At 71.6% G+C, this 26755-nt stretch carries 25 protein-coding genes; 15 read left to right on the top strand and 10 right to left on the bottom strand.

What is annotated here, in order from left to right:
• Positions 1-14 precede the first annotated feature (14 nt).
• Together P8T65_RS31185 and P8T65_RS31180 are read right to left on the bottom strand one after the other, a co-directional pair.
• Complete coding sequence (locus P8T65_RS31185) at positions 15-1019, bottom strand: aldo/keto reductase (protein ID WP_316731796.1); 1005 nt, start codon at positions 1017-1019, stop codon at positions 15-17.
• A 130-nt stretch (positions 1020-1149) separates the two neighbouring features.
• Complete coding sequence (locus P8T65_RS31180; RefSeq protein ID WP_316728488.1) at positions 1150-2112, bottom strand: DUF4394 domain-containing protein; 963 nt, start codon at positions 2110-2112, stop codon at positions 1150-1152.
• A gap of 247 nt (positions 2113-2359) precedes the next feature.
• Between P8T65_RS31180 and P8T65_RS31175 the strand changes: the two genes are divergently transcribed.
• From P8T65_RS31175 to P8T65_RS31165, 3 genes are all read left to right on the top strand, one after another.
• Entirely contained in the window at positions 2360-2827 is a 468-nt protein-coding gene (locus tag P8T65_RS31175) for a hypothetical protein (RefSeq protein WP_316728487.1), read from the top strand.
• A gap of 51 nt (positions 2828-2878) precedes the next feature.
• Positions 2879-4270 carry a transposase gene (locus P8T65_RS31170; protein WP_316728486.1) on the top strand — a complete coding sequence of 464 codons (1392 nt, stop codon included), beginning with the start codon at positions 2879-2881 and terminating at the stop codon, positions 4268-4270.
• A gap of 107 nt (positions 4271-4377) precedes the next feature.
• The gene (locus P8T65_RS31165) at positions 4378-4614 is read left to right on the top strand and encodes a hypothetical protein (protein ID WP_316728485.1); all 237 of its coding nucleotides are present in this window, start codon (positions 4378-4380) and stop codon (positions 4612-4614) included.
• A 111-nt stretch (positions 4615-4725) separates the two neighbouring features.
• Here P8T65_RS31165 and P8T65_RS31160 read toward each other — a convergent pair whose 3' ends face one another.
• Complete coding sequence (locus P8T65_RS31160) at positions 4726-6108, bottom strand: glycine--tRNA ligase (RefSeq protein ID WP_230211788.1); 1383 nt, start codon at positions 6106-6108, stop codon at positions 4726-4728.
• A gap of 215 nt (positions 6109-6323) precedes the next feature.
• On the opposite strand from P8T65_RS31160, the gene P8T65_RS31155 reads away from it, so the two are divergent.
• The 4 genes from P8T65_RS31155 to P8T65_RS31140 all read left to right on the top strand — a co-directional run bounded on the left by P8T65_RS31155 (position 6324) and on the right by P8T65_RS31140 (position 9525).
• Positions 6324-7286, top strand: coding sequence for a metal ABC transporter substrate-binding protein (locus tag P8T65_RS31155; protein WP_316728484.1), 963 nt, complete (start codon positions 6324-6326; stop codon positions 7284-7286).
• Between the two features lie 28 nt (positions 7287-7314).
• Positions 7315-8082 (top strand): metal ABC transporter ATP-binding protein, encoded by a 768-nt coding sequence (locus P8T65_RS31150; RefSeq protein ID WP_230211786.1) that lies wholly within the window; start codon positions 7315-7317, stop codon positions 8080-8082.
• A 13-nt stretch (positions 8083-8095) separates the two neighbouring features.
• Positions 8096-9040 (top strand): metal ABC transporter permease, encoded by a 945-nt coding sequence (locus P8T65_RS31145; protein ID WP_316728483.1) that lies wholly within the window; start codon positions 8096-8098, stop codon positions 9038-9040.
• Positions 9041-9111: 71 nt separating this feature from the next.
• Complete coding sequence (locus P8T65_RS31140) at positions 9112-9525, top strand: Fur family transcriptional regulator (RefSeq protein ID WP_184894274.1); 414 nt, start codon at positions 9112-9114, stop codon at positions 9523-9525.
• A 79-nt stretch (positions 9526-9604) separates the two neighbouring features.
• Here P8T65_RS31140 and P8T65_RS31135 read toward each other — a convergent pair whose 3' ends face one another.
• Genes P8T65_RS31135 through P8T65_RS31120 form a run of 4 tightly spaced genes read right to left on the bottom strand, consistent with a single transcriptional unit; the run spans position 9605 to position 12058 of the window.
• Positions 9605-10126 (bottom strand): YcxB family protein, encoded by a 522-nt coding sequence (locus tag P8T65_RS31135; protein WP_316728482.1) that lies wholly within the window; start codon positions 10124-10126, stop codon positions 9605-9607.
• Between the two features lie 2 nt (positions 10127-10128).
• A complete protein-coding gene (locus tag P8T65_RS31130; protein ID WP_316728481.1) occupies positions 10129-10977 on the bottom strand; it encodes an isoprenyl transferase in 849 nt (282 codons plus the stop codon).
• 42 nt (positions 10978-11019) lie between these two features.
• The gene (gene recO, locus P8T65_RS31125; RefSeq protein WP_184894268.1) at positions 11020-11769 is read right to left on the bottom strand and encodes a DNA repair protein RecO; all 750 of its coding nucleotides are present in this window, start codon (positions 11767-11769) and stop codon (positions 11020-11022) included.
• 58 nt (positions 11770-11827) lie between these two features.
• Complete coding sequence (locus tag P8T65_RS31120) at positions 11828-12058, bottom strand: hypothetical protein (protein WP_316728480.1); 231 nt, start codon at positions 12056-12058, stop codon at positions 11828-11830.
• 296 nt (positions 12059-12354) lie between these two features.
• On the opposite strand from P8T65_RS31120, the gene P8T65_RS31115 reads away from it, so the two are divergent.
• The 3 genes from P8T65_RS31115 to P8T65_RS31105 all read left to right on the top strand — a co-directional run bounded on the left by P8T65_RS31115 (position 12355) and on the right by P8T65_RS31105 (position 17307).
• Complete coding sequence (locus P8T65_RS31115; RefSeq protein ID WP_316728479.1) at positions 12355-12948, top strand: HD domain-containing protein; 594 nt, start codon at positions 12355-12357, stop codon at positions 12946-12948.
• Positions 12949-13176: 228 nt separating this feature from the next.
• On the top strand, positions 13177-16272 hold the full coding sequence (locus P8T65_RS31110; protein WP_316728478.1) for a BTAD domain-containing putative transcriptional regulator: 3096 nt from the start codon (positions 13177-13179) through the stop codon (positions 16270-16272).
• A 378-nt stretch (positions 16273-16650) separates the two neighbouring features.
• Positions 16651-17307: a M15 family metallopeptidase gene (locus P8T65_RS31105; RefSeq protein ID WP_184894261.1), complete on the top strand. Its 657-nt coding sequence runs from the start codon at positions 16651-16653 to the stop codon at positions 17305-17307.
• Between the two features lie 168 nt (positions 17308-17475).
• Here the strand turns inward: P8T65_RS31105 and P8T65_RS31100 are convergent, their stop codons facing one another.
• The 3 genes from P8T65_RS31100 to P8T65_RS31090 form a co-directional block, all read right to left on the bottom strand.
• The gene (locus P8T65_RS31100; protein WP_316728477.1) at positions 17476-18141 is read right to left on the bottom strand and encodes a hypothetical protein; all 666 of its coding nucleotides are present in this window, start codon (positions 18139-18141) and stop codon (positions 17476-17478) included.
• 186 nt (positions 18142-18327) lie between these two features.
• Positions 18328-18768: a protein phosphatase gene (locus tag P8T65_RS31095; RefSeq protein ID WP_316728476.1), complete on the bottom strand. Its 441-nt coding sequence runs from the start codon at positions 18766-18768 to the stop codon at positions 18328-18330.
• A 3-nt stretch (positions 18769-18771) separates the two neighbouring features.
• Positions 18772-19512 carry a FadR/GntR family transcriptional regulator gene (locus P8T65_RS31090; protein WP_316731795.1) on the bottom strand — a complete coding sequence of 247 codons (741 nt, stop codon included), beginning with the start codon at positions 19510-19512 and terminating at the stop codon, positions 18772-18774.
• 283 nt (positions 19513-19795) lie between these two features.
• Between P8T65_RS31090 and P8T65_RS31085 the strand changes: the two genes are divergently transcribed.
• The 5 genes from P8T65_RS31085 to P8T65_RS31065 all read left to right on the top strand — a co-directional run bounded on the left by P8T65_RS31085 (position 19796) and on the right by P8T65_RS31065 (position 26662).
• Complete coding sequence (locus tag P8T65_RS31085) at positions 19796-21424, top strand: ABC transporter substrate-binding protein (RefSeq protein ID WP_316728475.1); 1629 nt, start codon at positions 19796-19798, stop codon at positions 21422-21424.
• A gap of 1 nt (position 21425) precedes the next feature.
• Entirely contained in the window at positions 21426-22385 is a 960-nt protein-coding gene (locus P8T65_RS31080) for an ABC transporter permease (protein ID WP_316728474.1), read from the top strand.
• A 70-nt stretch (positions 22386-22455) separates the two neighbouring features.
• The gene (locus tag P8T65_RS31075; RefSeq protein ID WP_316728473.1) at positions 22456-24657 is read left to right on the top strand and encodes a dipeptide/oligopeptide/nickel ABC transporter permease/ATP-binding protein; all 2202 of its coding nucleotides are present in this window, start codon (positions 22456-22458) and stop codon (positions 24655-24657) included.
• Positions 24654-25730 (top strand): ABC transporter ATP-binding protein, encoded by a 1077-nt coding sequence (locus P8T65_RS31070; protein WP_316728472.1) that lies wholly within the window; start codon positions 24654-24656, stop codon positions 25728-25730. The genes P8T65_RS31075 and P8T65_RS31070 overlap by 4 nt, the downstream gene beginning before the upstream one ends.
• Entirely contained in the window at positions 25727-26662 is a 936-nt protein-coding gene (locus tag P8T65_RS31065) for a dihydrodipicolinate synthase family protein (RefSeq protein WP_316728471.1), read from the top strand. Before P8T65_RS31070 ends, P8T65_RS31065 begins: the two co-directional genes overlap by 4 nt.
• Positions 26663-26755 lie beyond the last annotated feature (93 nt).

Raw genomic sequence — 26755 nt, 5'->3', positions numbered from 1 at the left:
ACCCGGCGGCGGGATCAGTGCTCGCTGTCGAGGTGTGCCATCTGGGCGGCGGGGTAGCGGTCGCCGGCCGCCGCGTCGGCCGGTACGGCGCCCTCGATCGCGGCGAGGCCGGCCGCGTCCAGGGTCACCTCCAGCGCGCCCAGCGCCTCCGTGAGGCGATCCCGGCGGCGGGCCCCGACGAGCGGGACGATGTCCTCCCCGCGCGAGAGCACCCAGGCGATCGCGATCTGGGCCACCGACGCCCCCTTCTGCTCGGCGATCTTCCGCAGGGCGTCGACCAGGTCCAGGTTGTGCTGGAGGTTCTCCCCCTGGAAGCGGGGCGAGAAGGTCCGGAAGTCTCCCGGCTCCAGCCGGCGGTCGCGGGTGAAGTGGCCGGAGATCAGGCCGCGGGACAGGACGCCGTACGCCGTGACCGCGATGCCCAGTTCGCGCGTGGTCGGCAGGATCTCCCGCTCGATGCCGCGCGAGATGAGGGAGTACTCGATCTGGAGGTCCGCTATCGGGGCCGTGGCGGCCGCGCGGCGGATCGTGTCCGCGCCCACCTCGCTCAGGCCGATGTGGCGGACGTGCCCCTTCTCGACCAGCTCCGCGATCGCGCCGACCGTCTCCTCGATCGGCACGTCGGGGTCGACCCGAGCGATCCGGTAGACGTCGATGTGGTCGGTGCCGAGACGCTGGAGGGAGTAGGCGGCGAAGTTGCGCACCGCCGCCGGGCGGCCGTCGTATCCGGACCAGCCGCCGTCCGCGTCCCGCAGCGCGCCGAACTTGACGCTGGTCAGGGCCTGCTCCCGGCGGGCCGCGGGCGCGGTGCGCAGGGCTTCGCCGATCAGGAGTTCGTTGTGGCCCATGCCGTAGAAGTCGCCGGTGTCCAGCAGGGTGACCCCGGCTTCGAGGGCCGCGTGGATCGTCGCGAGGGACTCGGCCCGGTCGGCGCCCGCGTACAGCGCGGACATGCCCATGCAGCCGAGGCCGAGGGCGGAGACCTGGGGACCGGTGGATCCGAGGGTGCGGGTCTGCATCGTCGTCGTCATGGCTCCACGATGACATGACAGCTGACAGATTTCAATATCTGTCAGCTGTCATGTGTCAGCCGTCCCGCTTCCGCAGATCGATCACCTGTCGCCCGGCGCGCTCATGTCCGGGCGTCCGTCAGCCCTGTCGCAGCGGTATCGCCAGGTCCACCACCTGGCGGCTCTTCGGGAAGGTCCCCGCCGAACTCGCCTTCCCCGTCAGCAGGTTGACGACGAACAGCCGCGCCCCCGTGACCGCGTACCCGGCGTTCACCCCGCTTCCCGCCGAGCTGTAGATGTCGAACCCGGCGTTCAGCGGGGCGTCGACGCCGAGCTTGCCCGTGGGGGCGAGGTTGCCCGCGTTGGCCGGGGACTGGACGGAGATCTGGTCCTGGGCGGTGTCGAGGTCGAAGAGGGTGGTCGCGGTTGCCGCGTCGAGGTCGTTGTTCGTGTACGCGGCCCCGATCACTCCCCGGGCGGTGACGCCGGCCGTGGCGGGCGGCACCGGCGGGTTGACGAGGGTGCCGTCGACGGCCGTGGTGCCGGCGGCCGGGGCGCCCTGCGGGTCGTCGAGGTTGTGGCGGAGGTTCTGGCCGGTGTCGCTGATCACCCGGAGCCGGTTCGCGGTGGGGTTGAAGTCGACGCCGTAGGCCGTGCCCTGGAGGGCGACGGTGAGCTGGGAGACCTTGGTGGCCTTGGCGCCCACCTCGCGCAGGGTGTAGACACCGCCCTTGTCGCCGACGCCGTACAGCTTGTTGTTCTGGACGCGGTAGTCGATGCCGACGAGCCGGGTGTCCCCCTTGAGGCCGCGGACCTTGCCGAGCGGGACGACGGCGGCGGGCTTGTCGACGCGGAAGACGACGAGCCGCTGGTCGGTGGTGAGACCGACGGCCTTCAGTACGCCGGGCACCTTCGCCCCGCCGCCGAGACCGCCGCCCTTGGACTCGATACCGGTTCCGGCACCCGTGCCGGTGCCGGAGGAGTCGCTGCCCGCGACCCCGGTCGACGCCGACGATCCGCCCAGCGCCCCGGATTTGACCGCGCCGACCGTCCCGATCGCCACCGCCATGGTCAGTACGCCGATGACTGCTTGCTTGCGCATGTGCGCCCCCGTGAGATGCGCGGCCCGCCCCCTGCGGGCCGTATGCCCCCTTCTTCGGACCGGGGGAACGTCCGGATTGGTGGGTCGTACGAGATTTTTCCGGGCACTCCGGAAGCTTCCATGGTGTTCCAGAGGTTCCATGACATTCCGTTGGACACCATTCGCCCGCTCTCGGACAATTCGAGGTGCCTGTCAGCCCGTCAAACCCCGTCAGCCCGTCACCGGCCGCGTGGCCCCAGGAGGGCGTATGACCATCCGTATCGCCACCTTCAACGCCGAGAACCTTTTCCGCCGGCCGACGGTGTTCGGCCTCGACGACGAGCGGCGCAAGGAGATCCTGGACGACTTCACCGAGTCGGCCGGTCGCCTCGACAAGAAGATCCACCAGGAGGCGGACAAGGAACGGATCGCCGCGCTGATCGTGAAGCACGGCGCGCACGACTTGGACCCGGGCAGCCGCCGACCGTTCTTCGTCAACCAGCCCCGTGGCGGCGCCAAGCTCTGCACGGTGTCCACCTTGCTCGCTGGACAGGGCGCCTGGTCCTTCAGGTCCGGGGTGAATGCCCGTTCCCACGTAGCGGGGCAGGGGAGGCCGAATCGCCGCCGGGGCGATTCGGCGTCTCGGGAGGGAAGCCGTTGGTGGTGGCGGGTTGAGGGCCCGGTGGTCGGGGGTTGCTCTGGAAGGCGAGAGCGTGCTGGTCACTCTCAGGCGTGATGTTGGTCGAAGTCGTGGGCGGTAGGGGAACGAGGTGCCTAGGTTCGGGGCATGTCACGTTTCCGGATGTATCCGTCGCGCGCGCAGGCCGAGCAGATGCTCACGCACTGCGCACACGCGAGATACGTCTGGAACCTCGCCGTTGAGCAGCATGCGCACTGGCGCCGGTGGCGCACGTCGGCGCCCGGTTTCGCGGAGCAGTGCCGTCAGCTCACCGAAGCCCGGCGGGAGAGCGAGTGGCTGGGTGAGGGGAACGCGGATGTGCAGCAGCAGGCGTTGAAGGATTTCGCCCGGGCCAAGAGCGCCCGGTTCACTTCGGGGTTCGGTGAGCCGACCTGGCGCAGGAAGCATGTGCACGAGGGCTTCCGGGTCATCGGCACCGACCGCGTACCGGAGTATCACGTGGACGGGTCGCCGAAGCTGAACGCGAAGACCGGCAGGCAGGTGATGGGCCGGTCGGTGGTCGTGCAGAGGCTGAACCGGCGGTGGGCGCAGGTCAGGGTGCCCGGCTGGGTCCGGTTCCGCCTCAGCGTCAAGGGCAAGGGTGCGAAGCTGCCCGACGCGAAGACGTTCCGGGTCAACTTCCGCAACGGGCAGTGGCACATCGCGTTCGCGGTCATCCCCGAGCCGACCCCGGTACCCGGCACGGGTGAGGTGATCGGCATCGACCGGGGTGTCACCATCACTGCCGCCCTGTCGGACGGCCGGACACTGAACTGCCCACAGCCCACCGTCAAGGAATGCGCCCAGGTCCGAAAGCACCAGCGGCGCGCGGCACGGGCGAAGAAGGACAGCCCTCAGAAGGCGGCCGAGTACGCGAAGGCCGCCAGACTCAAGGCGCGCGAAGCCGACCGGCGCAAGGACTGGTGCGAGAAGACCAGCACCATGCTCGCCCGCTCCTACGGCCTCATCCGGTTCGAGAAGCTGAACATCAAGACGATGACCCGCTCCGCGAAGGGAACCGTGGAACGGCCCGGCAGGCAGGTGGCGCAGAAGTCCGGCCTGAACCGGGCGATCCTCGCCCAGGGCTGGGGCCTGCTCCGCCAGCGCACCGGACACAAGGCCCCCGGCCGGGTCGAAGACGTTCCCGCCCCCGACACGTCTCTGCGGTGCAGTGCCTGTGGGTGGATCGACAAGAACTCGCGCAAGAGCCAAGCCGGGTTCGTCTGTTCCTCCTGCGGCTTCACCTGCAACGCCGACACCAACGCAAGCATCAACATCGCGGCAGGACAGGGCGGCATCCCCCGCCCCCGGCGCACAGCCGGTGCCGGAGGGACGACACCGCCCAACCAGCGGCCGAGCGTCCGTGAACCTCAACCCACCCGGGTTGGAATCCCCCTTCGAGGAGGGGGAGGATGTCAATTCAAGAGCAAGGGCTTCGGAAAGGCCTCCGAGAACGACAAGCGCCGCAAGGCCCAAGCGAAGCGGGTCAGGGAGATCTAGGAGGCCACCCTCGAACGCTCCTCACGGGTCGTCGTGGCCGGCGACCTCAACGACACACTGACCAGGCCCCCATCAAGCTCCTCCTCGACGCGGGCCTGCGCGAGGCCATGACCCACGACAGCTACGGCACCCAGCCCCCGGGCACCCACGGCACCGGCAAGCGCGACGAGCAGAAGCTCGACTACCTCATGTTCAGCCCGGAGTTGTGGGACCGGGTCACGCACGTGGGCGTGGAACGCCGGGGCATCTGGGCGCCGAGGACCTTCCCGTCCTTCGCCACGGTCACCTCGAAGGTCGACCAGGCCTCCGACCACGCGGCCCTCTTCGCCGACCTGGACCTGTAGAACGCCGAGTTCCCCGCGCCCGTAAGGGGCGCGGGGAACTGCGCGACCAGCCACGAACGACCCGCGGCGGTCAACCACTCGAGCCAGGCAGACGCGAACCCGGCCCTGGCATCACGCGCCCACGAGCCGAGCGGCGAGGTACCCCTCGATCTGGTCGAGAGACACGCGCTCCTGCTTCATCGAGTCCCGCTCGCGCACGGTCACCGCGTTGTCGTCGAGCGTGTCGAAGTCGACGGTCACGCAGTACGGCGTACCGATCTCGTCCTGGCGGCGGTAACGCCGACCGATCGCACCCGCGTCGTCGAACTCGATGTTCCAGTTCTGCCGCAGCGCCGACGCGAGCCCCTTCGCCTTCGGGGACAGCTCGGGGTTGCGGGACAGCGGCAGGACGGCCACCTTCACCGGGGCGATCCGGTGGTCGAGGCGCAGCACCGTGCGCTTCTCCAGCTTGCCCTTGGCGTTGGGCGCCTCGTCCTCGGTGTAGGCGTCGAGGAGGAACGCCAGCATCGTGCGGCCGACACCGGCCGCCGGCTCGATGACGTACGGCGTGTAGCGCTCGCCCGCCTCCTGGTCGTAGTACGACAGGTCCTGGCCGGAGGCCTTGGAGTGCGCGCCGAGGTCGTAGTCGGTGCGGTTGGCGACGCCCTCCAGCTCGCCCCACTCGCTGCCGCCGAACTGGAAGCGGTACTCGATGTCGGCGGTGCGCTTGGAGTAGTGGGAGAGCTTCTCCTGCGGGTGCTCGTACCACCGCATGTTCTCTTCCCGCAGACCCAGGCCGGTGTACCAGTTCCACCGCTCCTGCATCCAGTACTCCTGCCACTTCTCGTCCTCGCCCGGCTTGACGAAGAACTCCATCTCCATCTGCTCGAACTCGCGGGTGCGGAAGATGAAGTTGCCGGGCGTGATCTCGTTGCGGAAGGACTTGCCCATCTGGGCGATGCCGAAGGGCGGCTTGCGGCGCGAAGTGGTCTGCACCTGGGCGAAGTTGGTGAAGATGCCCTGGGCGGTCTCGGGACGCAGGTAGGCGATGGAGCCCGTGTCCTGGGTGGGGCCGAGGTGGGTGGAGAGCAGACCCGAGAACTGCTTGGGCTCGGTGAACTGGCCCTTGTTGCCACAGTTGGGGCAGTTGATGTCGGCCAGGCCGTTCGCCGGGGCGTAGCCCTTCTTCTCCTCGTACCCCTCTTCCAGGTGGTCCGCGCGGTACCGCTTGTGGCACGCGGTGCACTCGGTGAGCGGGTCGGAGAAGGTGGCGACGTGGCCGGATGCCACCCAGACCTCGGAGGCCAGGATGACGGACGAGTCGATACCGACCACGTCCTCGCGCGACGTCACCATGTAGCGCCACCACTGACGCTTGAGGTTCTCCTTGAGCTCGACACCCAGCGGTCCGTAGTCCCAGGCGGCACGCTGGCCGCCGTAGATCTCGCTGCACGGGAATACGAAGCCACGGCGCTTGCTCAGGCTGACGATGGTGTCGATCTTGTCGGCGGCCACGGTGCTCTCTTCATTACGACGACGGGCGACGAAGCGATGCGCTCCTGGAGGAAGCGGACGCGCTTCAGAGCGAATGCTTCAGGTTACCGGCGCGGCCTGCCCTCGGATCAAATCGGTTCGAAGAAGGAGACGGCCGATGCCGGACAAACGCCTTACCAAGGGCTTACCACCCGGCTTGTTGACAATCGTTTCCAGACAAGATGAAAATGACTGTCATGAACGTAGTACGACGACGCCTTCTGATACCCGCGGCGGCGACCGCGGCCGCCGCTCTCGGCCTCACCACTCTCACCGCGTGCGGCGGCGACACCGCCGCCGCGGGCAACACCGACAAGTTCGACGTCGTCGCGTCGTTCTATCCGATGGCCTTCCTCGCCGAGCAGATCGGCGGGAAGCACGTGAACGTCACCAGTCTGACCCAGCCCGGCCAGGAGCCGCACGACCTGGAGATCAGCGCCAAGCAGACGGCCGCGCTCCAGGAGTCGGACGCCGTGCTCTACCTCAAGGGCCTGCAGCCCTCCGTCGACGAGGCGGTCGCGCAGTCCGGCCACGAGACGAAGATCGACGCCGCCACGCTCACCGACATGGAGCACCACGGCAACGAGGTCGGCGGCCACTCGGCCGAGCACGACGACCACGAGAACGAGGAGCTGGAGGGCAAGGACCCGCACATCTGGCTCGACCCTGTGAAGTACGCCGAGGTCGCCAAGGGCGTCGGCGCCGCCTTCGAGAAGGCCGACCCGGACCACGCGGACACCTACAAGACCAACACCGAGGCCCTGGTCGAGAAGCTGGGCGCGCTGAACGACCAGTTCGTGGACGGGCTGAAGGACACGAAGACCAAGGTCTTCATCACCACCCACGCCGCCTTCGGCTATGTCGCCGAGCGCTACGGCCTCACCGAGGAGTCCATCACCGGTCTCGACCCCGAGTCCGAGCCGAGTGCCGCCCGGGTCAAGGACCTTGAGAAGATGGCGAAGGCCGACGGTGTGACCACGGTGTTCTACGAGACACTGGTCAGTGACAAGACCGCGAAGACCATCGCCGCCGACGCGAACCTGAAGACCGACGTCCTCGACCCGATCGAGGGCATCACGGAGAAGTCGCGCGGCAAGGACTACTTCGCGGTCCAGGAAGCCAACCTCAAGGCCCTCCAGACGGCCCTGGGAGCCAAGTGACCTTGTTGATCATCCGGAGGCAGCAGGCATGACCGAGCCCGTCATCACGTTGCGCGGCGTCCGCGCCGACCTGGGCTCGCGCACCGTCCTGCGCGGCATCGACCTCACCGTGCGCCGCGGTGAGGTCGTCGCGCTGCTCGGCGCCAACGGCTCCGGCAAGTCCACCGCGGTCCGCACGGTGATCGGGCAGGTGCCGGTCAGCGCCGGCGAGATCGAGCTGTTCGGCACCCCCCGGCGCCGCTTCCGCGACTGGCGGCGCGTCGGGTACGTGCCGCAGCGCACCACGGCCGCCGGCGGTGTCCCGGCGACGGTCACGGAGGTCGTGACCTCCGGCCGGCTCTCCCGTACCCGCCTCGGCATCCTGCGCAAGGCCGACCGCGAGGCGATCCGGCACGCCCTGGACATGGTCGGCATGGCGGACCGTGCCAAGGACTCGGTGAACGCCCTCTCCGGCGGCCAGCACCAGCGCGTCCTCATCGCCCGTGCCCTCGCCTCCGAACCCGAGCTGCTGATCATGGACGAGCCCATGGCGGGCGTCGACCTGGCCAGCCAGGAGGTGCTGGCCGCGACCCTGCGCGAGCAGGTCGCCCACGGCACGACCGTGCTGCTGGTCCTGCACGAACTCGGCCCTCTGGAGCCGCTGATCGACCGCGCGGTCGTCCTGCGCGACGGCTGTGTCACCCACGACGGCCCGCCCCCGAAGGCGGTCGGCCAGCACGCGCTGCCCGGCCACGACCACGTCCACCCGCACGCGGCACCGGGCGCCGAGCCCGTCCGTACGGGTCTGCTGAGCTGAGAAGGCACCCACGATGCAACTCCTCGACTACGCCTTCATGCAGCGGGCCCTGCTCGCCGCCGTCCTCGTCGGCATCACCGCTCCCGCCATCGGCATCTACCTCGTCCAGCGCCGTCAGGCCCTGATGGGCGACGGCATCGGCCATGTCGCGATGACCGGCGTCGGCCTCGGCTTCATGCTCTCCTGGTCGCCGGTCTGGATGGCGACGCTGGTGTCCGTGGTGGGCGCGGTGCTCATGGAGCTGATCCGCTGGTACGGCAGGACGCGCGGCGACATCGCGCTCGCCATGCTCTTCTACGGCGGCATGGCCGGCGGTGTGATGCTCATCAACCTCGCGCCCGGCGGCACCAACGCCAATCTGATGTCGTTCCTCTTCGGCTCGCTGTCGACCGTGTCACAGGAGGACATCACCGCGATCTGCGTGCTCGCCGCGTTCGTGATCGTGATGACGCTGGGGCTGCGCCGGCAGCTGTTCGCGGTCAGCCAGGACGAGGAGTTCGCCCGGGTCACCGGTCTGCCGGTGCGGGCGCTGAACCTGCTGACGGCGGTCACGGCGGCGGTGACCGTGACGGTCGCCATGCGCGTCGTCGGACTGCTGCTGGTGTCCGCGCTGATGGTCGTGCCCGTCGCCGCCGCACAGCAGCTCACCCGCAGCTTCGCGGCGACGTTCGCGATCGCCGTGGCCCTCGGGGTGACCGTGACGATCGGCGGCACGGTCACCTCGTACTACCAGGACGTGCCGCCCGGCGCGACGATCGTGCTGCTCGCCATCGCCGCGTTCATGGTGCTGACCGCGCTGGCGACACCGCTGGCCAAGCGCCGCGCGCGGGCCCTGGAGACGGCGCCCGGGGACCCGGCGGAGTGCGGGGTCCCGCAGGCCCTGGAGGCCGCCGGGACGGGTGTGGCGAAGGACACGGTTCCGGCCGCCCGGGGCTCCGCCGAGGGGTCCGCGAGCTGACCGGCGGCTGAACGGGGTCGACGGGGGCTGGCACAATGGCCCCCGCAAGACCGCTACGTGAGGAGGCAACGGTGACGACCGCCGGACCTGTACGAGGTCGTTCCACCCGGCAGCGGGCGGCCGTGGCCGCGGCACTGGACGAGGTCGACGAGTTCCGCAGCGCGCAGGAACTCCACGACATGCTCAAGCACAAAGGCGACTCGGTCGGGCTCACCACCGTGTACCGCACGTTGCAGTCCCTCGCCGACGCGGGCGAGGTCGATGTCCTGCGCACCTCCGACGGCGAGTCCGTGTACCGCCGCTGCTCGACCGGCGAGCACCATCACCACCTGGTCTGCCGGATCTGCGGCGCGGCCGTGGAGGTGGAGGGCCCCGCGGTCGAGAAGTGGGCCGACGCGATCGCCGCCGAGCATGGCTTCGTGAACGTCGCCCACACGGTGGAGATCTTCGGCACCTGCGCGGACTGCGCGGCCAAGACGTCGTAGGGCGCGCGTCGGCGGGTGCGGGTGCGTGGGGGCTTCTCGCGCAGTTCCCCGCACCTCTGAAAGGCCGGGGCTCCGCCCCCTACAGCCGGGTCAGGCCCTCGCGGGTCAGGACGGCGCGGAGACGGTCGGCGTCGGCGGGGGTCGCCAGGCCGCGCTTCGGGAGCACGGTGAGACGGGGTGCGTGGGCGCCGCTGAGCAGGACGAAGGTGTGCGGGGTCTCCGCGTACCGGGAGACCTGGGACCAGCGGGCCGGGCGCTCGGTGCCCCGGTCGTGCGCGACCGTCACGCCCCACGGGTCCAGCACGGCGCGATGCAGCCCGAGGGCCGCCGCCCGCCGGTGCAGGAGGCGGGCCTGGAGCCGCGGCAGCAGGACGAGGCCGCCCGCCGCCACCGGCGTCATCAGGGCCCGTGCGTCGGGCAGGGCGCCCAGGGCGAGCGTCACGACCGTGACGAGCAGGCCCGCCCCGGCGGCGAACAGCAGCAGCGCCCGGCCCCACCGGCCGGCGGCCGAGGCGCGCGCGGACACGCGTACCGCCTCGCGGAAGTCCCCGACCGCCGCCCGGTACACCAGCTCCACGTTCTCCCCGCCGGCCCGCGTCACGGTCAGCCCTCCGTCCGGCCCTCCATCGCGGCTTCCATCGCGAGGAGTTCCTCGTTCGGGACGGCACCGCCGAAGCGGCGGTCGCGGGAGGCGAACTCCACGCACGCCCGCCACAGGTCACGGCGGTCGAAGTCGGGCCACAGCACGTCCTGGAAGACCATCTCGGCGTAGGCGCTCTGCCAGAGCAGGTAGTTGGAGGTGCGCTGCTCACCGCTGGGACGCAGGAAGAGGTCGACGTCCGGCATGTCCGGGTAGTAGAGGTACTTCGCGAAGGTCTTCTCGGTGACCTTGGAGGGGTCGAGGCGGCCCGCGCGGATGTCCTCGGCGAGGGCCTGGGCCGCGTCGGCGATCTCGGCCCGGCCGCCGTAGTTCATGCAGAAGTACAGCGTCAGCAGGTCGTTGTCCTTGGTCTGCTCCTGCGCGACCTGCAGTTCCCTGGCGACCGACTTCCACAGCTTCGGCATCCGGCCCACCCAGCGGACCCGGATGCCGAGTTCGTCGAGCTGGTCGCGGGTCTTGCGGATGAAGTCGCGGTTGAAGTTCATCAGGAAGCGGACCTCGTCGGGCGAGCGCTTCCAGTTCTCGGTGGAGAAGGCGTAGAGGGAGATGTTGCGGACGCCGACCTCGATCGAGCCCTGGAGGACGTCGAGCACGCGCTCGGCGCCGACCTTGTGGCCCTCGGTGCGCGGCAGCCCGCGCTCCTTGGCCCAGCGGCCGTTGCCGTCCATGACGATCGCCACGTGCTCGGGGACCAGCTCGCCGGGGAGCTTGGGCGCGCGGGCGCCGGACGGGTGCGGCGTCGGCGCCTTGTACTCGCGGCGCTGACGCCCGAGGAACCCGCGTACCACCATGTGCTTCTCGTCTCCTTAGGGGTGCCGGTGGGTCGGTCGTGCCTACGACTTCTCCACGTACCGAAGGGAGCGCAGGCCGCGCTCCAGATGCCAGTGCAGATAGGCGGACACCAGCCCGCTGCCCTCCCTGACGTGCCGCGGCTCGCTCGCGTCCGCGGTCTCCCAGTCTCCCGTAAGGAGCGCCGCGAGCAGTTCCAGCGTCTGTGGCGAGGGTACGACGCTGCCGGGCACCCGGCAGTCCACGCAGACGGAGCCTCCGGAGGCGACGGAGAAGAAACGGTTCGGGCCGGGCATGCCGCACTTGGCGCAGTCGCTGAAGGTGGGGGCGTAGCCGTTGACGGCGAGGGAGCGCAGCAGGAAGGCGTCGAGGACCAGGTGCGGGGCGTGTTCGCCGCGGGCGAGGGTGCGCAGCCCGCCGACGAGCAGCAGGTACTGCTGCACGGCGGGCTCGCCCTCGTGGTCCGTGAACCGCTCGGCGGTCTCCAGCATGGCCGTCCCGGCGGTGTAGCGGGCGTAGTCGCTCACGATGCCGCCGCCGTAGGGAGCGATGGTCTCGCTCTGGGTGCACAGGGGCAGCCCGCGCCCGACCAGCTCGCTGCCGCGCGCGAAGAACTGCACGTCCACGTGGGAGAAGGGTTCGAGCCGCGCGCCGAACTTGGACTTGGTCCGCCGCACCCCGCGCGCCACGGCCCGCACCCGCCCGTGCCCACGGGTGAGCAACGTGATGATCCGGTCCGCTTCACCCAGCTTCTGGGTGCGCAGCACGACACCGTCGTCCCGGAATAGGCTCATGCCGCCCATTCTCGCCTACGGCCGGTGCGCGGCGGGACCTCGTCCGGCGGTCATCCCTTCAAGGGACCTCGCCCCGGCTGCGTGCGTTCTCGTAGGCCGTCGCGGCCCGCAGCCGTTCTATGGTCGTCGCGGTCCGTACGACCTCGGGGGCGCAGTCCCACTCCCTTCCGCCGCCGACCAGCCGGAGCTGTACGTAGGGCCCCTCGTGGCCCATGACGCGGCCGACGTGCCCCGTGCGGGTGTCCACCGCATAGGTGCCGATCGCCGGTCTCCTCCCGTTGCCGTTCACCGCAGGGCCGCCGCCGAGAGGCCCGGTGACGGCAGAACAATTCCCGCCCTTTCAGCCGTCCGCCGCAATTCCTCCACCGATTCCTCCGCCTCTTCGACGCGCCCGCCGAGTACCGTCCCCCGAGCCTTCTCCACCTGCCTTCACGGTGCTCCCCCGCACCATCGAATTTCACTCTTCGCATCTCCTCGATGACCCAATGTATCTAAACTCGCCTGGAGTCTGTCCCGCACAACTCCGGTTGCGCACGGATGCGTTGAATTCGCCCGACGGCCCCCGCGGGCCGGTAGACACATCCCGTGAATTCGTCGCGCTCCACCGATCCGCTGACCGCCGTCACCGACCCGCCACTGCGCCCCCTGCCCGAGCGGGCCGTGACGCTGCTGCGAAGCCTCGGCGCCCCGCCCCGGCTCGCGGCACACCTACGGCTCGTCCACGACGTGGCACACGAACTGACCGCCTGGTTGGAACAGCGGCACCCGCGGCTGCCGTTCGACCGCGCGGCCGCGCTCTTCGGGGCGGCCACGCACGACATCGGGAAGATCACGCACCCCGGGGAGCTGTCGGGCCCCGGCTCCGCGCACGAGGAGGCCGGGCGCCGACTGCTGCTGGAGCACGGGGTCGAGCCGGAGTCGGCCAGGTTCGCGGCCACGCACGCGGCGTGGGCGGAGCCCGGCGTCGGGGTGGAGGACCTGCTGGTCTCCCTGGCCGACAAGGTGTGGAAGAACAAGCGGGTGCGGGAGCTGGAGGACCTCTTCGTCGGCCGGCTGGCGGAGGTGAGCGGCCGGCCCGCCTGGGAGGAGTTCCACGCCCTCGACGACCTCCTCGACCCGCTCGGTGCCGGCGCGGACCGTCGGCTGGCCTTCCAGGCGTCGTACCCCGTACACCCGTAGCCCGGCGGCCCTCGTAGCCCGGCGGTCCTCACAGCATCGTCACAGGTGGTCCTCACACACGTGGGGAATCTCCGCGTCGTCCACCTAAGATTCCCTTCGGTGGCCCCGTTTTCCGACAACTCCGCGGCGCATCACGCGGCATGGGAAACCACTCGCCGTACACGAGCGTCGAACGGTGCGTGAGCAACCGCTGTCCCGGCGGTCCGACAGCACGGAAGATGGGGACCCGTGGAGCTGGAATTCCGACTGCTCGGCCCGGTAGAGGCATGGCACGGTGACAGACCCCTGCGGCTGGGCGGCCCGAAACCGCGCGCGCTGCTGGCCGTGCTGCTGCTGCGGGCCGGACAGGTGGTGCCCGCCGACGCGCTCGTGGACGTGGTCTGGGGGGACGACCCCCCGGACACGGCACGGGCGCTGGTGCAGACGTACGTGTCGGCCCTGCGCCGGGCGCTGCCCCCTCAGGCGGCGGAGGCGATCGAGACCCGGCCGCCGGGATACGTGATGCGGCCCGGCGTCGGCCGGGTCGATCTGGCGGAGTTCGAGGCCCGCACCGCCGACGGGCGGCGGGCCGCCGCCGAGGGCGACCCCACGGAGGCCGCGCGGCTGCTGCGCCAGGCGCTGGAGCTGTGGCGGGGCCCGGCGCTCGGCGGGGTCGGGGAGGCGCTGCGGGGTGAGGCCGGGCGGTTGGAGGAGGCCCGGCAGGCGGCCCTGGAGGAACGGATCGCCGCCGAGCTGGAGACCGGCGGGCACGAGGCGGAACTGGTCACCGAACTGACCGCGCTGGTCGGCGCGCATCCGGCCCGGGAACGGCTGCGCGGGCAGCTGATGCTGGGCCTCTACCGGCTCGGCCGGCAGGCCGACGCGCTGGCCGTCTACGCGGAGGGCCGGACCGTGCTCGCCGAGGAGCTGGGCCTCGACCCGGGCCCGGAGCTGAACCGCCTGTACGAGGCCATCCTGCGGGCCGACCCAACCCTGCTCGCCGCGACGGCGGCGCCCGCGGCTCCGGGGCCCGTCGGCACGGCCCCGCCCCGGGCGGTGTCGCTCCTGCCGCCCGCCATCGGCGACTTCACCGGTCGGCAGGAGGAGCTGGCCCGGGTCGTCGAGGGGCTGACCGCCGCCCGGGAGGCGATGCCCGTCGTCGTGGTCTCGGGGGCCGCCGGGGTCGGCAAGTCCACGCTCGCCGTGCAGGCCGCGCACCGGGTCGCCGGTGCGTACCCCGACGGGCAGCTCTACGCCGAACTGCACGGCTTCAGCGAGCCCGTGCCGCCCGCCGAGGTTCTGGGCCGGCTGTTGCGGGCGCTCGGCGCCGACCCGCCGGAGGACACGGCCGAACGCGGCGACCTGTTCCGCAGTCTGGTCGCCGGACGCCGGATCCTGCTGGTCCTCGACGACGCGAACGGCGAGGCCCAGGTACGGCCCCTGCTGCCGGGCAGCGCCAGCTGCGGGGTCCTGGTGACCTCACGGGCCCGGCTCGGCGGGCTCGTCGGGGCGCGCCGCACCGACCTGGACGTCCTGGACGACGCCCGCGGACTCGAACTGCTCACCAGGGTCACCGGCCCGGAACGCACGCCGGACGACCCGAGCGAACAGGCCGCGGCCCGCCGGATCGTCGAGCTGTGCGGCGGGCTGCCGCTGGCCCTGCGGATCGCCGGCGCCCGCCTCGCGACCCGGCGGCACTGGACGCCCAGCGTCCTCGCCGAGCGGCTCGCCGACGAACACCGCCGCCTGGACGAGCTGTCCGTGGGCGACCTGGAGGTCCGGGCCGGGCTCGGCCTCAGCTACCAGGCGCTCGACGAGTGCGCCCGCCGCGTCCTGCGCCGTGTCGCCACGCTCGGTTCGGCCGACGTGGCCGTGTGGGCGGTCGCCGCGCTCTCCGGCATGACCGAGGACGGGGCGGAGGAGGTCCTCGAACGACTCCTGGACGCCCAGCTGATCACCTGCCCGGGCACCGACCAGATCGGCCAGCCCCGCTACCGCCTGCACGACCTGGTCCGCGTCTACGCCGCCGAACGCGCTGAGGCCGAGGACCCGTCCGACGACCGCACGGCGGCGGTGGGCAGGGCGCTGTCGGCCGGCCTGTGGCTGATGGACCGGGTGACGGAGCAGTCCCCATCAGGCGCGGTGACTCTGAGACAGAGGCTCACCCCTAAGGGGCGCGGGGAACTGCGCGAGCAACCACACACGGCCGAAAGCCGCGACACAGCAGACCCCCCCACCCCAGTAGGCGCACGAACCACCCGCCGAGCCCTCGAAGACCCCTTCGCCTGGTTCGACGCCGAGGCCGACACCCTCACCGCCGCGGTGGAACGCGCGGCAGCGATGGGCCTGCACGCCCTCGCCTGCGAAGCGGCAGCGGCCCTGTGCTCCTCCTCGTTCGCCATCAAGAACCGCTTCGACGCCTGGTGGCGCAGCCACGACGCCGCCCTCGCCGCGGCACGCCGGGCCGAGGACCGCTCGGGCGAGGCCCTGCTGATCATCGGCCTCGGACAGCTCCGCTACGAGCAGGACCGCATCGCCGAGTCCCAGGAGTACTTCCGCACCGCCGAGCGCATCTGCACCGAACTGGGCGACGTCCGCGGCCGCTCCGCCGCCCTCGCCGGCCTCGGCAGCGCCTGCCGCGAGGTCGGCGAACTCCGGGACGCGGAACGGGCGTTGACCGACGCCGCCGAGGGCTTCCGCCGGGTCGGCGACGACACGGGCGTCGGGGTCGCCTGCCGGTACGGCGGTTCCGTACGCCTCGAACTGGGCGACCAGAAGGGCGCGTTCCCGCTGCTCGACGAGTCGCTGCGGGCCTATCGGCGGCTCGGCAGCCGACGCGGCGAGGCGCTGGCGCTGCGCACGCTCAGCCTGGTGCACCGCTCGCTCGACGCGTACGAGGAGGCCGCGCGCGTGGCGGAGCAGGCGCTGGAGATCCTGCGCGACCTCGGCGACCCGCACATGGCGGCGTACGCGCTGCGGGCCCGGGCCAAGGCGCGGCTGAGGCTCGGGCACGTGCGGGAGGCGGAGACGGAGCTGCACGAGATCCTGGAGGTCTGCCGGACCCACGAGGACCGCTTCGGCGAGGCCCTGACGCTGCGCACGCTCGGCGAGTGCGCGCTGGCCGACGGGCGGCTGACGGACGCGGAGGGGCTGCTGACGGCCTCCGCCGCGCTCTGGGGCGTCCTCGCCCTGCCGCTGCCCCGGGCCCGCGCCCTGCGCAATCTGTCGGTGGTCCGGGCCGCGCTCGGGGACCAGGCCGGCGCGGAGGAGCTGCGGGCCGAGGCCATGGCGGTGTTCAACGCCTGCGAGGCCCGCGAACGGAACGAGCCGTGGCCGTGGGTGTGATCTCCCCGGGCGCGTGAGCCGGGTGACGCAGGCGCGTTCCGGACGGTCGGGCAGGCCGAAACCCGCTTGCGGCGGACTTGCAGAGAACTTCCAGCGGAGTCCGCCATTCTCGTTGTTCTCGGGGGAACAACGGATCGGCCGGGCGACCACCGCCCGGCCGGTCGGCCCACCGGAGCGCACAGGGGACGGACCGGTGGGAACGTGACAACAGTGGAATCGCACGAGCAGGACGGGCTGGGGGGACGCCCGGAGCCAGGCCACGAACCACCACTCAAGGGGGGAAGCCCCCGGGGAGGGACATCAGGGGATCAAGTCCCTCCCCGGGGTGCTGCCACACACCCCGACGCAGCACAGCTCCCGCCCGGTGGAAGACGACGCATGCCTTCGATCATCCTCATGAGCGACCCCGAGGTCGCCGGTGTCCCGGTCCAGGAGTGCGGTGAGCCCCTCGTCGATCTGAGGGAGCTGCCCTTCGTGGTGGTCGACTCCCGTCAGGCCGACCCCGAGGGGGCGTACGCGCACCTCCGTGAGGGCGTCGCCTGGCGTCTCGCACGGGCCGCCCGGCTGCTGCCCGACGGGCTGCGGCTGCTGGTCACCGAGGGGTACCGGCCGCTGGCCCTGCAGATTCATTACTTCGAGCGGTACGCCGCCGAACTGCGGCAGGCCAACCCCGACTGGACGGAGGAGTTCCTCCACGTCCAGACCAGCCGTTCGCTCTCCCCGCCGGAGATCGGGCCGCATGTCGCCGGCGCCGCGGTCGACCTCACCCTGTGCACGGCCGCCGGGGAGGAACTCGACATGGGCACACGCCTGGACGCCAGCCCCGAGGAGAGCGACGACGCCTGCTACACCGACGCGCCCAACATCTCCGACACGGCCCGCCGCAACCGGCGCACCCTCTCGGCGGCGCTCACCACGGCCGGGCTGGTCAACTACCCCACCGAGTGGTGGCACTGGTCGTACGGGGACAGGTACTGGGCGCTGATGACGGGCGCGCCGAACGCGCTGTACGGGCCCGCGAGCACCGGCCCCTAGCCGGACCGGGCCCGGGGTGCTTCCGTCCCCGCCGCCCCTACCCGTCCCATCCCCGAGGGCTGCACCCCGCCCCCGTTGTCGCCTCGGCGGCGAACCCCGTAGCGGGGCCAGGGGCAGCACCCTGCGGATGGGGCGGGCAGGGGTGGCGGGGAGGAGGGGCCGCCGTCCTCAACGGACCTTCGCCAGAACGGCGTTCACCGACTGCTCGGAGCCGTCGACCTTGGCGCCCGTGTAGGCGAAGTCCAGCGTGCCGTCCGACAGCGGGGTGAGGGTGATCCGCCCGCCCTTCACACAGTTGCCGGTCCGGATGTACTCGCCGAGGGAGAGGGCCTCGCTGACCGGGTCCACCGCCAGCAGGGTCAGGTCGCCCTGGCACCGGGAGTCCCGCATCTCGTAGTGGACCTCGCCGATGTCCCCGCTGACGGCGCCCCCGGTCAGCTCCAGCCGCACGCGGTAGGAGTCGGTCGAGTCGCTGTTGGACTCCGTGGCGGTCCCCACCCAGGTTCCGGCCCACTCCGGTGCCGGACGCTCCGCCTGGACGGTGGGCTGCGTGGGGGTGGGCGTGGGGGGCGGGGTCGAAGGTGGTGTCGAGGGCGGGGTGGATATCACGGAGGGGGTGGGTGTGGGGTCGGCGGCCGGGGTGGGCGACTCCACCGGCGCCGTCGCCTGGACGGATCGCCCGGCCTCGGACTCGGTCTTCTCGGAATCGGCGCCCATCAGTCCCGCCGTGACGGTAGCCGCCGCGGTGATGACGGCCGCGACGATGATCCCGACGGTGTGCCATCGGGAGTCGGACGGGGCGGGGGGCGTGGGCGGAGAAGGTGGTGTCGTCACTGACGGCCTCAGAGGTGAGTTCGACGGGCGTGTTCGGGCCGGATCAGCAGAGTGATCTCCTGCCTCATGGTGCCGCCCTGACCTCCCTCATGGACCGCTTTCCTCGGATTACCTGCCGAATATCCGGAAAGGATCATGAGGAAACGATTTGCCCGCTCCGGCCCCTCCTCCCGGGCCTCCCGACGCTCAGCCGAATCTCCGCACATACCTCCGCTGCCACGGCGTCTCCACCGCGTGCCGGTCGTAGTGCCGGCGCACGTACGCCACGGCCTCCTCGGGCGGGACGCCGTCGAGAACGGCGAGACAGGCCAGCGCCGTACCCGTGCGGCCCTTGCCGCCACCGCACGCGAGCTCGACCCGGTCGACGGCGGCCCGTTCCCAGGCGTCCCGCAGCACCCGGTCCGCCTCCGCCCGGTCGCCGGGCAGCCGGAAGTCGGGCCAGCGCAACCAGCGGGACTCCCAGGGGACTTCGGGCGGCTCCTTGCCGAGGAGGTACACGGCGTAGGTGGGGACCGTGCCGTCGGGCAGCGGCCGGCGCAGCCCCCGGCCGCGCACCAGCCGCCCGGAGGGCAGCCGCAGCACACCGGCGTCGGCGGGGTCCCACGGCTCGGCCGGGTTCTCCCCCATGGCCTAGCCCACCCCCCGCGAGGCCTGCGCCGCCCTCGCCTCGATGCCTCTGAAGTGGTCGGACATCGCCCGCTGGGCGCCCTCGACATCGCGGGCGCGCAGGGCGGCCACGATGTCCCGGTGGCGGCGGACCGTCAGCTCGGGGGTGGGGTCGTCGGTCCAGCCGCGGGCGCCCGCGACCCGCAGGAAGACGGTCCAGAAGGCGCCGAGGAGCTGCGGGATGAGCGCGTTGCCGAGGGAGGCGTAGAGGAGTTCGTGGAAGTCGCGGTCGAGTTCGGCGACGGGTTCGCCCGCCTGCCCGGCCGCCTCCATCCGGTCGACGACGGCCGCGAGCGCGTCCAGTTCGTCGTCCGTGAGGGTGCCCGCGACCCGTCGCACGAGACCGTCCTCCAGCACCTCGCGGACCTGGAGGATCTCGGCCAGGGCGGCGGTGTCGCCGTCGGGCCGGGCCAGGGTGCGGAAGGTCAGGCCGTCGACGAGGGGAGTGAGGGAGGCCTCGCCGACATAGGTGCCGTAGCCGTGCCGGATGTCGACTATGTCGAGAGCCTGGAGGGCCTTGAGGGCCTCGCGGACGGAGTTGCGGCTGACGCCGAGGTCCTCCATCAGCTCCGTCTCGGTGGGCAGGGGCGCGCCCGCCCGGAGCCCGCGGTCGAGGATCAGCTGCACGACCTCGCGCTGGATCTGGCTGCCCACCCGCCGCTCGGGCCGGCGCCTGCTCCCGCTCTCCTGAGACATGCGCCGCATCGTACGCTCACCGGACATCCGACGTCCCACCTCCGGACGGGAACCACGCGAAAGGGCCAGGGGAACGCCAGGTTAACGTCCCGTGATCACCCCGGGAAACCCTCTCCTAACGGACCCTCAACTGTCGTTATGTCACACCGGCGTTGATCCGTCATTGGTCGCACCTCTGGCACGTACGCCATTCGTGTGCGATCTCTTGACCGCCCCCACGGGCGCTCCTAAGGTCACGCTGCTCCCTGCAGGACGTAGGACGTCGTATCTCCTCTCCCTCCCTGGAGGAACCGTGCGCGACGTGATCCGTGACGCCCCGGCGCCGAGCCGCCGGTCGCTCCTGAAGTACTCCGGCGCGCTGGGCGCGGCCGCCGCCGTCTCCTCGTCGCTGGCCGCCTGTTCGGCGGGCCCGGAGTCCACCAACGACACCGGTGACCGAGGCGGCGGGAACGGCACGCTGACGGCCGTCATCGGCTACGGCAACGACGGCAGCTGGGACCCGACCCAGACCGCGTCCGCCTTCTGCATGGCCGCCAACAACCACATCTACGAGGGCCTCCTCGACACCGACCCCATCTCGCGCGAGCCGTACGCGGCGCTCGCGACGGCCGTACCGGGCGACGTCGACGGCACGTCCTGGACCTTCGAGCTGCGGCCCGGCGCCACCTTCCACGACGGCCGGCCGGTCACCGCCGACGACGTCGTCTTCGTGTACGAGCGCATCCTCGACCCGGGCACCCAGACCCTCGCCAAGGGCTTCTTCGCGAGCTGGCTGAAGGAGGTCAGGAAGATCGACGCGCGGACGGTCGAGCTCGTGCTCAGGTTCCCGTTCCCGGACGGCATCGCGCGGCTGACGCTGGCGAAGATCATGCCGAAGCACGTCTTCTCCCGGCCGGGTGCCTGGGAGGAGGCCATCAAGGGCAAGGCGATCGGTTCGGGGCCGTACCGGCAGACCGCGCACCACCCGAAGTCCAACACCACCTTCGAGGCGTACGCCGACTACAACGGGCCCCGCCCGGCCGCCTTCAAGAAGATGAACTGGCTGACCATCGTGGACGCCGCCCCGCGCGTGGCGAAGATCTCCGGGGCGAGCGCGGGCGCGCAGATCGCCGACAACATCCCCTACGCCAACATCGGGCAGCTGGAGAAGGGCGGCATGTCCGTCCAGGGCGGCTCCGGGATGAACAACCTCTTCCTGATGTTCAACACCCGGCGCGAGCCCTTCGACGACGTCCGGGTGCGGCAGGCACTGCACCACGCGATCGACCGCGACAAGATGATCGAGGTGGCGCTCAAGGGGCACGGGAAGCCGGCGAGTTCGTTCCTCGATGAGGGGAACCCGAGTTACCGGCCGGCCAAGAGCGTGTACACGTACGACCCCGACAAGGCGAAGGCCCTGCTGGCGAAGGCCGGGGTGAAGGGGCTGCGGGTCGAGATCCTGGCGGTGAACGTCAGCTGGATCCTGGACTGTCTGCCGACGATCAAGGCGTCCTGGGACGCGATCGGGGTCGAGACGACGCTCTCGCCGCAGGAGACCACCGCCGTCTTCACGAAGATGGACCAGAAGCAGGACTACCAGGTGGTCGCCGCCGCCTCGAACCCCAACCAGTTCGGGCTCGACGCGGATCTGATCATGCGATACAACTACGGCCCCCAGAACCTGTGGATGCGGTACGCGCGGTGGGCCGACGACCCGGTGGCCGAGGCGCTCTTCAGGGACATGGACCGGGCGACGCGGGAAGCGGACGCCGACCGCAAGAGGACGATGGTCCAGGACTGCATCGACGTCGTCGCCGAACAGGCCGTGCTCTACCCGGTGGTGCACAACGAGCTGATGACCGCATGGAACCCGAAGCGGCTGTCGGGGATAAGGGCACAGCCGTATCCGGGGATCAATCTGCTCCAGGCCAAGTGGGTCTAGCGTGGTCGCCGTCCTGCGCATCCTGCTGCGGCGGATCGCCCTGCTCGTTCCGCTGCTGCTCGGGATCATCCTGTTCGTCTTCGTCGTCATGCGGTTCTCGGACGTCGACCCGGCGTCCGCGTTCTTCCAGGGCGCCAATCCCACACCGGAGCAGCTGCACGAGTTCCGGGAGGAGAACGGGCTGCTGGATCCGCTGCCGGTCCGCTACGCCGGCTTCGTCGGCGATCTGCTGCACGGGGACCTGGGGATCAGCGCGCTCACCCGGGCACCCGTGGTCGACCAGGTGACGACCGCGCTGCCGCTCACGCTCCAGCTGACCTTCCTCGGGCTGGGGATCGCGGTCGTGCTGGCGCTGCTCGGCGGGGTGACGGCGGCGATCCACCGGGACCGGGTGCCGGACCAGTTCATCCGGGTGGTGTCGCTGACCGGGGTGGCCGCGCCCGGGTTCTGGCTGGCGCTGCTGATGATCCAGTACCTGGCGGTGGACCTGGGCTGGTTCCCGACGGGCGGGTACGTCAACCCGGCGGACTCCTTCACTGGGTGGCTGCGGACGATGACCCTGCCGGCGCTCGCGCTGTCGCTGCCGGTGGCGGCGCAGCTGACCCGGATCGTGCGGACGGCGGTCGTCGAGGAGCTGGACAAGGACTATGTGCGGACGGCGATCGGCAGCGGGCTGCCGCCCCGGGTGGTGGTGGGCCGGAACGTGCTGCGGAACGCGCTGATCAACCCGCTGACCGTGCTGGGGCTGCGCGTGGGCTATCTGCTCGGCGGCGCGGTCGTCATCGAGACGATCTTCTCGCTGCCCGGCATGGGCAAGCTGATGATCGACGCCGTGAAGAACGGCGATCCGGCGGTCGTCCAGGGGGTCGTCCTGACCACGGCGGTCGGCTTCGTGGTCGTGAACCTCGTGATCGACGTCCTCTACCTGCTGGTGAACCCTCGTATCAGGGAGGCGAGTTGACGCCCTCCGAGGGACGTGGACCGTGGGCCGCAGCCCGTGTACGGGCGCTCGGGCGGGAGCTGATGCCCTGATGTTCGGTCTGATCGTGACCACGCGCAGGCGCCTGACCGAGGCCCTGTCCCGGCCCGGTGTCCGGCCGCGCCCTTGGCGCGGGCTGCCGCCGCTGTCCCGGATCGCGGTGTGCTTCCTGGCGGTCGTGGTCCTCACCGCGCTCCTCGCCCCGTGGCTCGCCCCGCACGACCCGCTCGACCAGCAGAGCCTGGTCGACGGCACCGGCGCGCCCTCCGCCGACCACTGGATGGGCCAGGACAGCCTCGGCCGGGACATCCTGAGCCGGCTGATGTACGGGGCCCGCTGGTCGCTGGCGATCGGACTCGGCGCGACCGCGCTGGCCCTCGTCGTGGGCGCGCTCGTCGGCGCCGTCGCGGCGACCTCGCGCAAGGCGGTCGACGAGACGCTGATGCGCTGCCTGGACGTGGTCATGGCGTTCCCCGGCATCGCGCTCGCCGCCGTGCTGGTCGCCGTCTTCGGCGGCGGGATCACCGTGCTGATCTGCGCGATCGCGTTCCTGTTCACCCCGCCGGTCGCCCGGGTCGTCCGGGCCAACGTCCTCGACCAGTACGGCGAGGACTATGTGACCGCCGAGCGGGTGATAGGAGCCCGCACCCCGCACATCGTGCTCCGGCACGTGGCGATCAACTGCGCGGCCCCGGTGCTCGTGTTCTGCACCGTCCAGGTCGCCGAGGCGATCGTCTTCGAGGCGTCGCTGTCCTTCATCGGCGCGGGCGTACGGCCGCCGGACCCGTCCTGGGGCAGTGTCATCGCGGACGGCAAGAACATGGTGCTCACCGGCGGCTGGTGGGCGACCGTCTTCCCCGGCCTGCTGATGCTGGTCACGGTCCTCTGCCTGAACATCCTCTCCGAGGGCGTCTCCGACGCGTGGGCCGCACCGGCCGCGCGGGACACGGGGCCGGGAGGGCCGGAGCCCCTGCAGGGGGCGGACCGACCGGAACCACGGGAGGGGGCCGCCGCCCGGCTGGAGCCACGGGAGCGGGCCGGCCGACCGGAACCACAGGAGCGGAGCGACCGGCTGGCGCCACGGGAACAGGCCGACCGACCGGAACCACGGGAGCAGGGCGACCGACCGGAACCACTCGAGCGAAGCGACCGGCTGGAGGTCACCGGGAGCGGTGGTGGCGCGGAGGCGGTGGGCGGAGAGGCGGTGGGCGGCGGCGAAGGTGCGGAGCTGCCCGGTCTGGCCGAGGCGGCCGTGCGGCTGCGCTCCCGGGCCCGTCCCCTCCCCGAGGGCCGGCCCGTGCTGGCCGTGCGGAACCTGGCGATCGGCTTCGACGAACGGCACCGGGGCGTGGACATCGTCGACGGCATCAGCTTCGAGGTCCGCCCCGGTGAAGTGCTGGGCCTGGTCGGCGAGTCGGGCTGCGGCAAGTCGCTGACCGCGCTGACGGTGATGGGCCTGCAACCGAGGGGCGCCCGCGTACGCGGCCAGGTCCTCTTCGGCGAGCGGCAGTTGGTGGGCGAGCCGATGCGGGTCCGGCGCCGGCTGCTCGGCCACGAGATGGCGATGGTCCACCAGGACGCCCTGTCCTCGCTGAACCCGGCGATGACCGTCCGCGCCCAGCTGAAGCAGGTGGTGCGCAGGGGCGGCAGGCGCCCCGCGCCCGAACTGCTGCGCCTGGTCGGCCTGGACCCCGACCGCACCCTGCGCAGCTATCCGCACGAACTCTCCGGCGGCCAGCGCCAACGCGTCCTCATCGCGATGGCCCTGTCCCGCGACCCCCTGCTGATCGTGGCCGACGAGCCGACGACCGCGCTCGACGTCACCGTGCAGGCCCAGATCATCGAACTCCTGCTGCGGCTGCGCGCGGAACTCGGCTTCGCGCTGATCCTCGTCTCCCACGACCTGGCCCTGGTCGCGGACGTGACCGACCGGGTGGTGGTGATGTACGGCGGACAGATCGTGGAGACGGGCGTGACGGCGGACCTGGTGGAGCGGCCCTCCCACCCCTACACGCGCGGGCTGCTGGGCAGCGTCCTCTCCCTGGAGTCGGCGGCCGAGCGGATGACCCAGATCAGGGGTGTCGTCCCCGCCCCCGCCGACTTCCCGGCGGGCTGCCGCTTCGCCGACCGCTGTCCCCGGGCGAGCGAGGTCTGCCGTACGACGGCCCCCGCCCTGCTGGGCGGCCGTACGCACACGGCGGCCTGCCACCACCCGGTGGTGGACCTCACGGGCGGGAGGGAGACGGTCGGATGAACGCGCTCGTGGAGGTCTCCGGCGCCCATGTCGTCCACCGGGCGCGCGGTGGCGGGTTGTTCACCCGGGACCGGGTGTACGCCCTGACCGGCGCCGACCTGGTGATCGCGCCCGGTGAGACGGTGGGCGTGGTGGGCGAGTCGGGGTGCGGCAAGTCGACGCTGGCGAAGCTGCTGGTGGGGGTGGACCGGCCGACGTCCGGGACGGTGGCGTTCCGGGGCCGGGACCTGTGGTCGATGTCGCCGGGCGAGCGCCGGGCGACCGTCGGCGGCGGCACGGGCATGATCTTCCAGGACCCGTCGACGGCCCTGAACCGCCGGCTGCCGGTCCGCCGCATCCTCCGGGACCCGCTGGACGTGCACCGGCGCGGCACCCCGGCCGAACGGGAGGACCGGGTGCGGGAGTTGTTGTCCCTGGTCGGTCTGCCCCCGGCGCTCGCGGACGCTCTGCCCGGACAGCTCTCCGGCGGTCAGCGGCAACGCGTGGCGATCGCACGGGCATTGGCGCTGGAACCGGAGCTGGTGGTCGCGGACGAGCCGACGAGCGCGCTGGACGTCTCGGTCCGCGCCCAGATCCTCAACCTGCTCCTGGACCTCGGGGAACGCCTCGGTCTGGCGCTGGTCTTCGTCTCGCACGACATCCAGACGGTTCGGCGGATGAGCGACCGGGTGGTCACCATGTATCTGGGCCGGATCGTGGAGGAGACCCCGGCGGCCCTGGTCACCGGCCGCGCCCGGCACCCGTACACCCGCGCGCTGTTCTCGGCGACGCCGGGCCTGCTGAACCCGATCGACCCGATCCCCCTGGTGGGCCCGGTCCCGTCGGCGACCCGGCCGCCGAGCGGCTGCCCGTTCCGTACCCGCTGCTGGAAGGCGGACGGCGTCTGCGCGGAGATCATGCCGGACTTCGCGGCCGCGTCGGCCCCCGGACACCGCTTTCGCTGCCACCATCCTGTGCAGGAGACGGACTCGACGCGGGACCTGGTCGCCCAGGCGGTGGCCGCGCCCGCGCCGGACTCCGTCCGCGATGCCCAGCGACGTCCAGCGAAGTCCAGCACCAGGGAGCCGCCATGACCTTCCCCGCCCCGCTGACCGGTGTCATCCCGCCCGTCTGCACGCCTCTGACACCGGACCGCGAGGTGGACGTCCCCTCACTGGTCCGGCTGGTCGACCATCTCGTGGCGGGCGGGGTGGACGCGCTGTTCGTGCTGGGTTCGTCGTCGGAGGCGGCCTTCCTGACGGACGCGCAGCGGCAGCGGGTCGTTAAGACCGTGGTCGCTCACGTCGGCGGCCAACTCCCGGTCCTCGCCGGGGCGATCGACATGACCACGTCGCGCGTCCTGGACCACGTCCGCGCCGTGACCGCCGCCGGAGCGGAGGCCGTCGTGGCGACCGCCCCCTTCTACGCGCGCACCCACCCCGCGGAGATCTCCCGCCACTACCGGCTGCTCGCCGCCGGCTCCCCCGTCCCCGTCTTCGCCTACGACATCCCGGTCGCCGTCCACTGCACGCTGCCCGCCGAGGTGGTCCTGGAGCTGGCGGCGGACGGGGTCCTCGCCGGCCTGAAGGACTCCAGCGGCGACCTGGCCGCATTCCGCAGGGTCGTCACGGGTGCGCGCACCGATCCCGCCGTCACCGGCTTCAGCGTCCTCACCGGTTCCGAACTCCTCGTGGACTCCGCGCTGGCCCTGGGCGCCGACGGCGCGGTGCCGGGGCTGGCGAACGTCGATCCCGCAGGGTACGTCCGCCTCCACCGCCTCTTCCGGGCCGGCGACCTGGACCGGGCGCGCGCCGAGCAGGAGCGCCTGTGCGCCCTCTTCGGCATGGTCGGCGTCGGCGACCCGGCCCGCATGGGCGGCTCGTCCTCCGCCCTCGGCGCCTTCAAGGCCGCCCTGCACCTGCGCGGCGTCATCGCCTGCCCGGCCACGGCGGAACCCCAGATCCCCCTCTCCGAGGCGGAGACCGAGCAGGTCGGCAAGTACCTGGCGGCGGCGGGCCTGCTCTGAGGGCCCCAGGAGCCGGGGGTCCTCAGATCGCTCCCGGGGGTACCCTCGCCGACTGGCATAGGGGGTGTCCTTCTGGAACGGGGTCCCGCTGAG

Source organism: Streptomyces sp. 11x1, assembly GCF_032598905.1.
Classification (GTDB): Bacteria; Actinomycetota; Actinomycetes; order Streptomycetales; family Streptomycetaceae; genus Streptomyces.
This window is presented reverse-complemented; position numbering and strand designations above follow the sequence as displayed.

Bases quoted from the DNA above. Each gene is read 5' to 3' on its own strand.
- P8T65_RS31105 (WP_184894261.1), top strand. From the start codon at position 16,651: ATGCCTTCGATCATCCTCATGAGCGACCCCGAGGTCGCCGGTGTCCCG.
- P8T65_RS31185 (WP_316731796.1), bottom strand. From the start codon at position 1,019: ATGCAGACCCGCACCCTCGGATCCACCGGTCCCCAGGTCTCCGCCCTC.
- P8T65_RS31175 (WP_316728487.1), top strand. From the start codon at position 2,360: ATGACCATCCGTATCGCCACCTTCAACGCCGAGAACCTTTTCCGCCGG.
- P8T65_RS31065 (WP_316728471.1), top strand. From the start codon at position 25,727: ATGACCTTCCCCGCCCCGCTGACCGGTGTCATCCCGCCCGTCTGCACG.
- recO (WP_184894268.1), bottom strand. From the start codon at position 11,769: ATGAGCCTATTCCGGGACGACGGTGTCGTGCTGCGCACCCAGAAGCTG.
- P8T65_RS31155 (WP_316728484.1), top strand. From the start codon at position 6,324: ATGAACGTAGTACGACGACGCCTTCTGATACCCGCGGCGGCGACCGCG.
- P8T65_RS31130 (WP_316728481.1), bottom strand. From the start codon at position 10,977: ATGGTGGTACGCGGGTTCCTCGGGCGTCAGCGCCGCGAGTACAAGGCG.
- P8T65_RS31150 (WP_230211786.1), top strand. From the start codon at position 7,315: ATGACCGAGCCCGTCATCACGTTGCGCGGCGTCCGCGCCGACCTGGGC.
- P8T65_RS31090 (WP_316731795.1), bottom strand. From the start codon at position 19,512: ATGCGGCGCATGTCTCAGGAGAGCGGGAGCAGGCGCCGGCCCGAGCGG.
- P8T65_RS31165 (WP_316728485.1), top strand. From the start codon at position 4,378: ATGACCCACGACAGCTACGGCACCCAGCCCCCGGGCACCCACGGCACC.
- P8T65_RS31170 (WP_316728486.1), top strand. From the start codon at position 2,879: ATGTCACGTTTCCGGATGTATCCGTCGCGCGCGCAGGCCGAGCAGATG.
- P8T65_RS31145 (WP_316728483.1), top strand. From the start codon at position 8,096: ATGCAACTCCTCGACTACGCCTTCATGCAGCGGGCCCTGCTCGCCGCC.
- P8T65_RS31075 (WP_316728473.1), top strand. From the start codon at position 22,456: ATGTTCGGTCTGATCGTGACCACGCGCAGGCGCCTGACCGAGGCCCTG.
- P8T65_RS31095 (WP_316728476.1), bottom strand. From the start codon at position 18,768: ATGGGGGAGAACCCGGCCGAGCCGTGGGACCCCGCCGACGCCGGTGTG.
- P8T65_RS31180 (WP_316728488.1), bottom strand. From the start codon at position 2,112: ATGCGCAAGCAAGCAGTCATCGGCGTACTGACCATGGCGGTGGCGATC.
- P8T65_RS31070 (WP_316728472.1), top strand. From the start codon at position 24,654: ATGAACGCGCTCGTGGAGGTCTCCGGCGCCCATGTCGTCCACCGGGCG.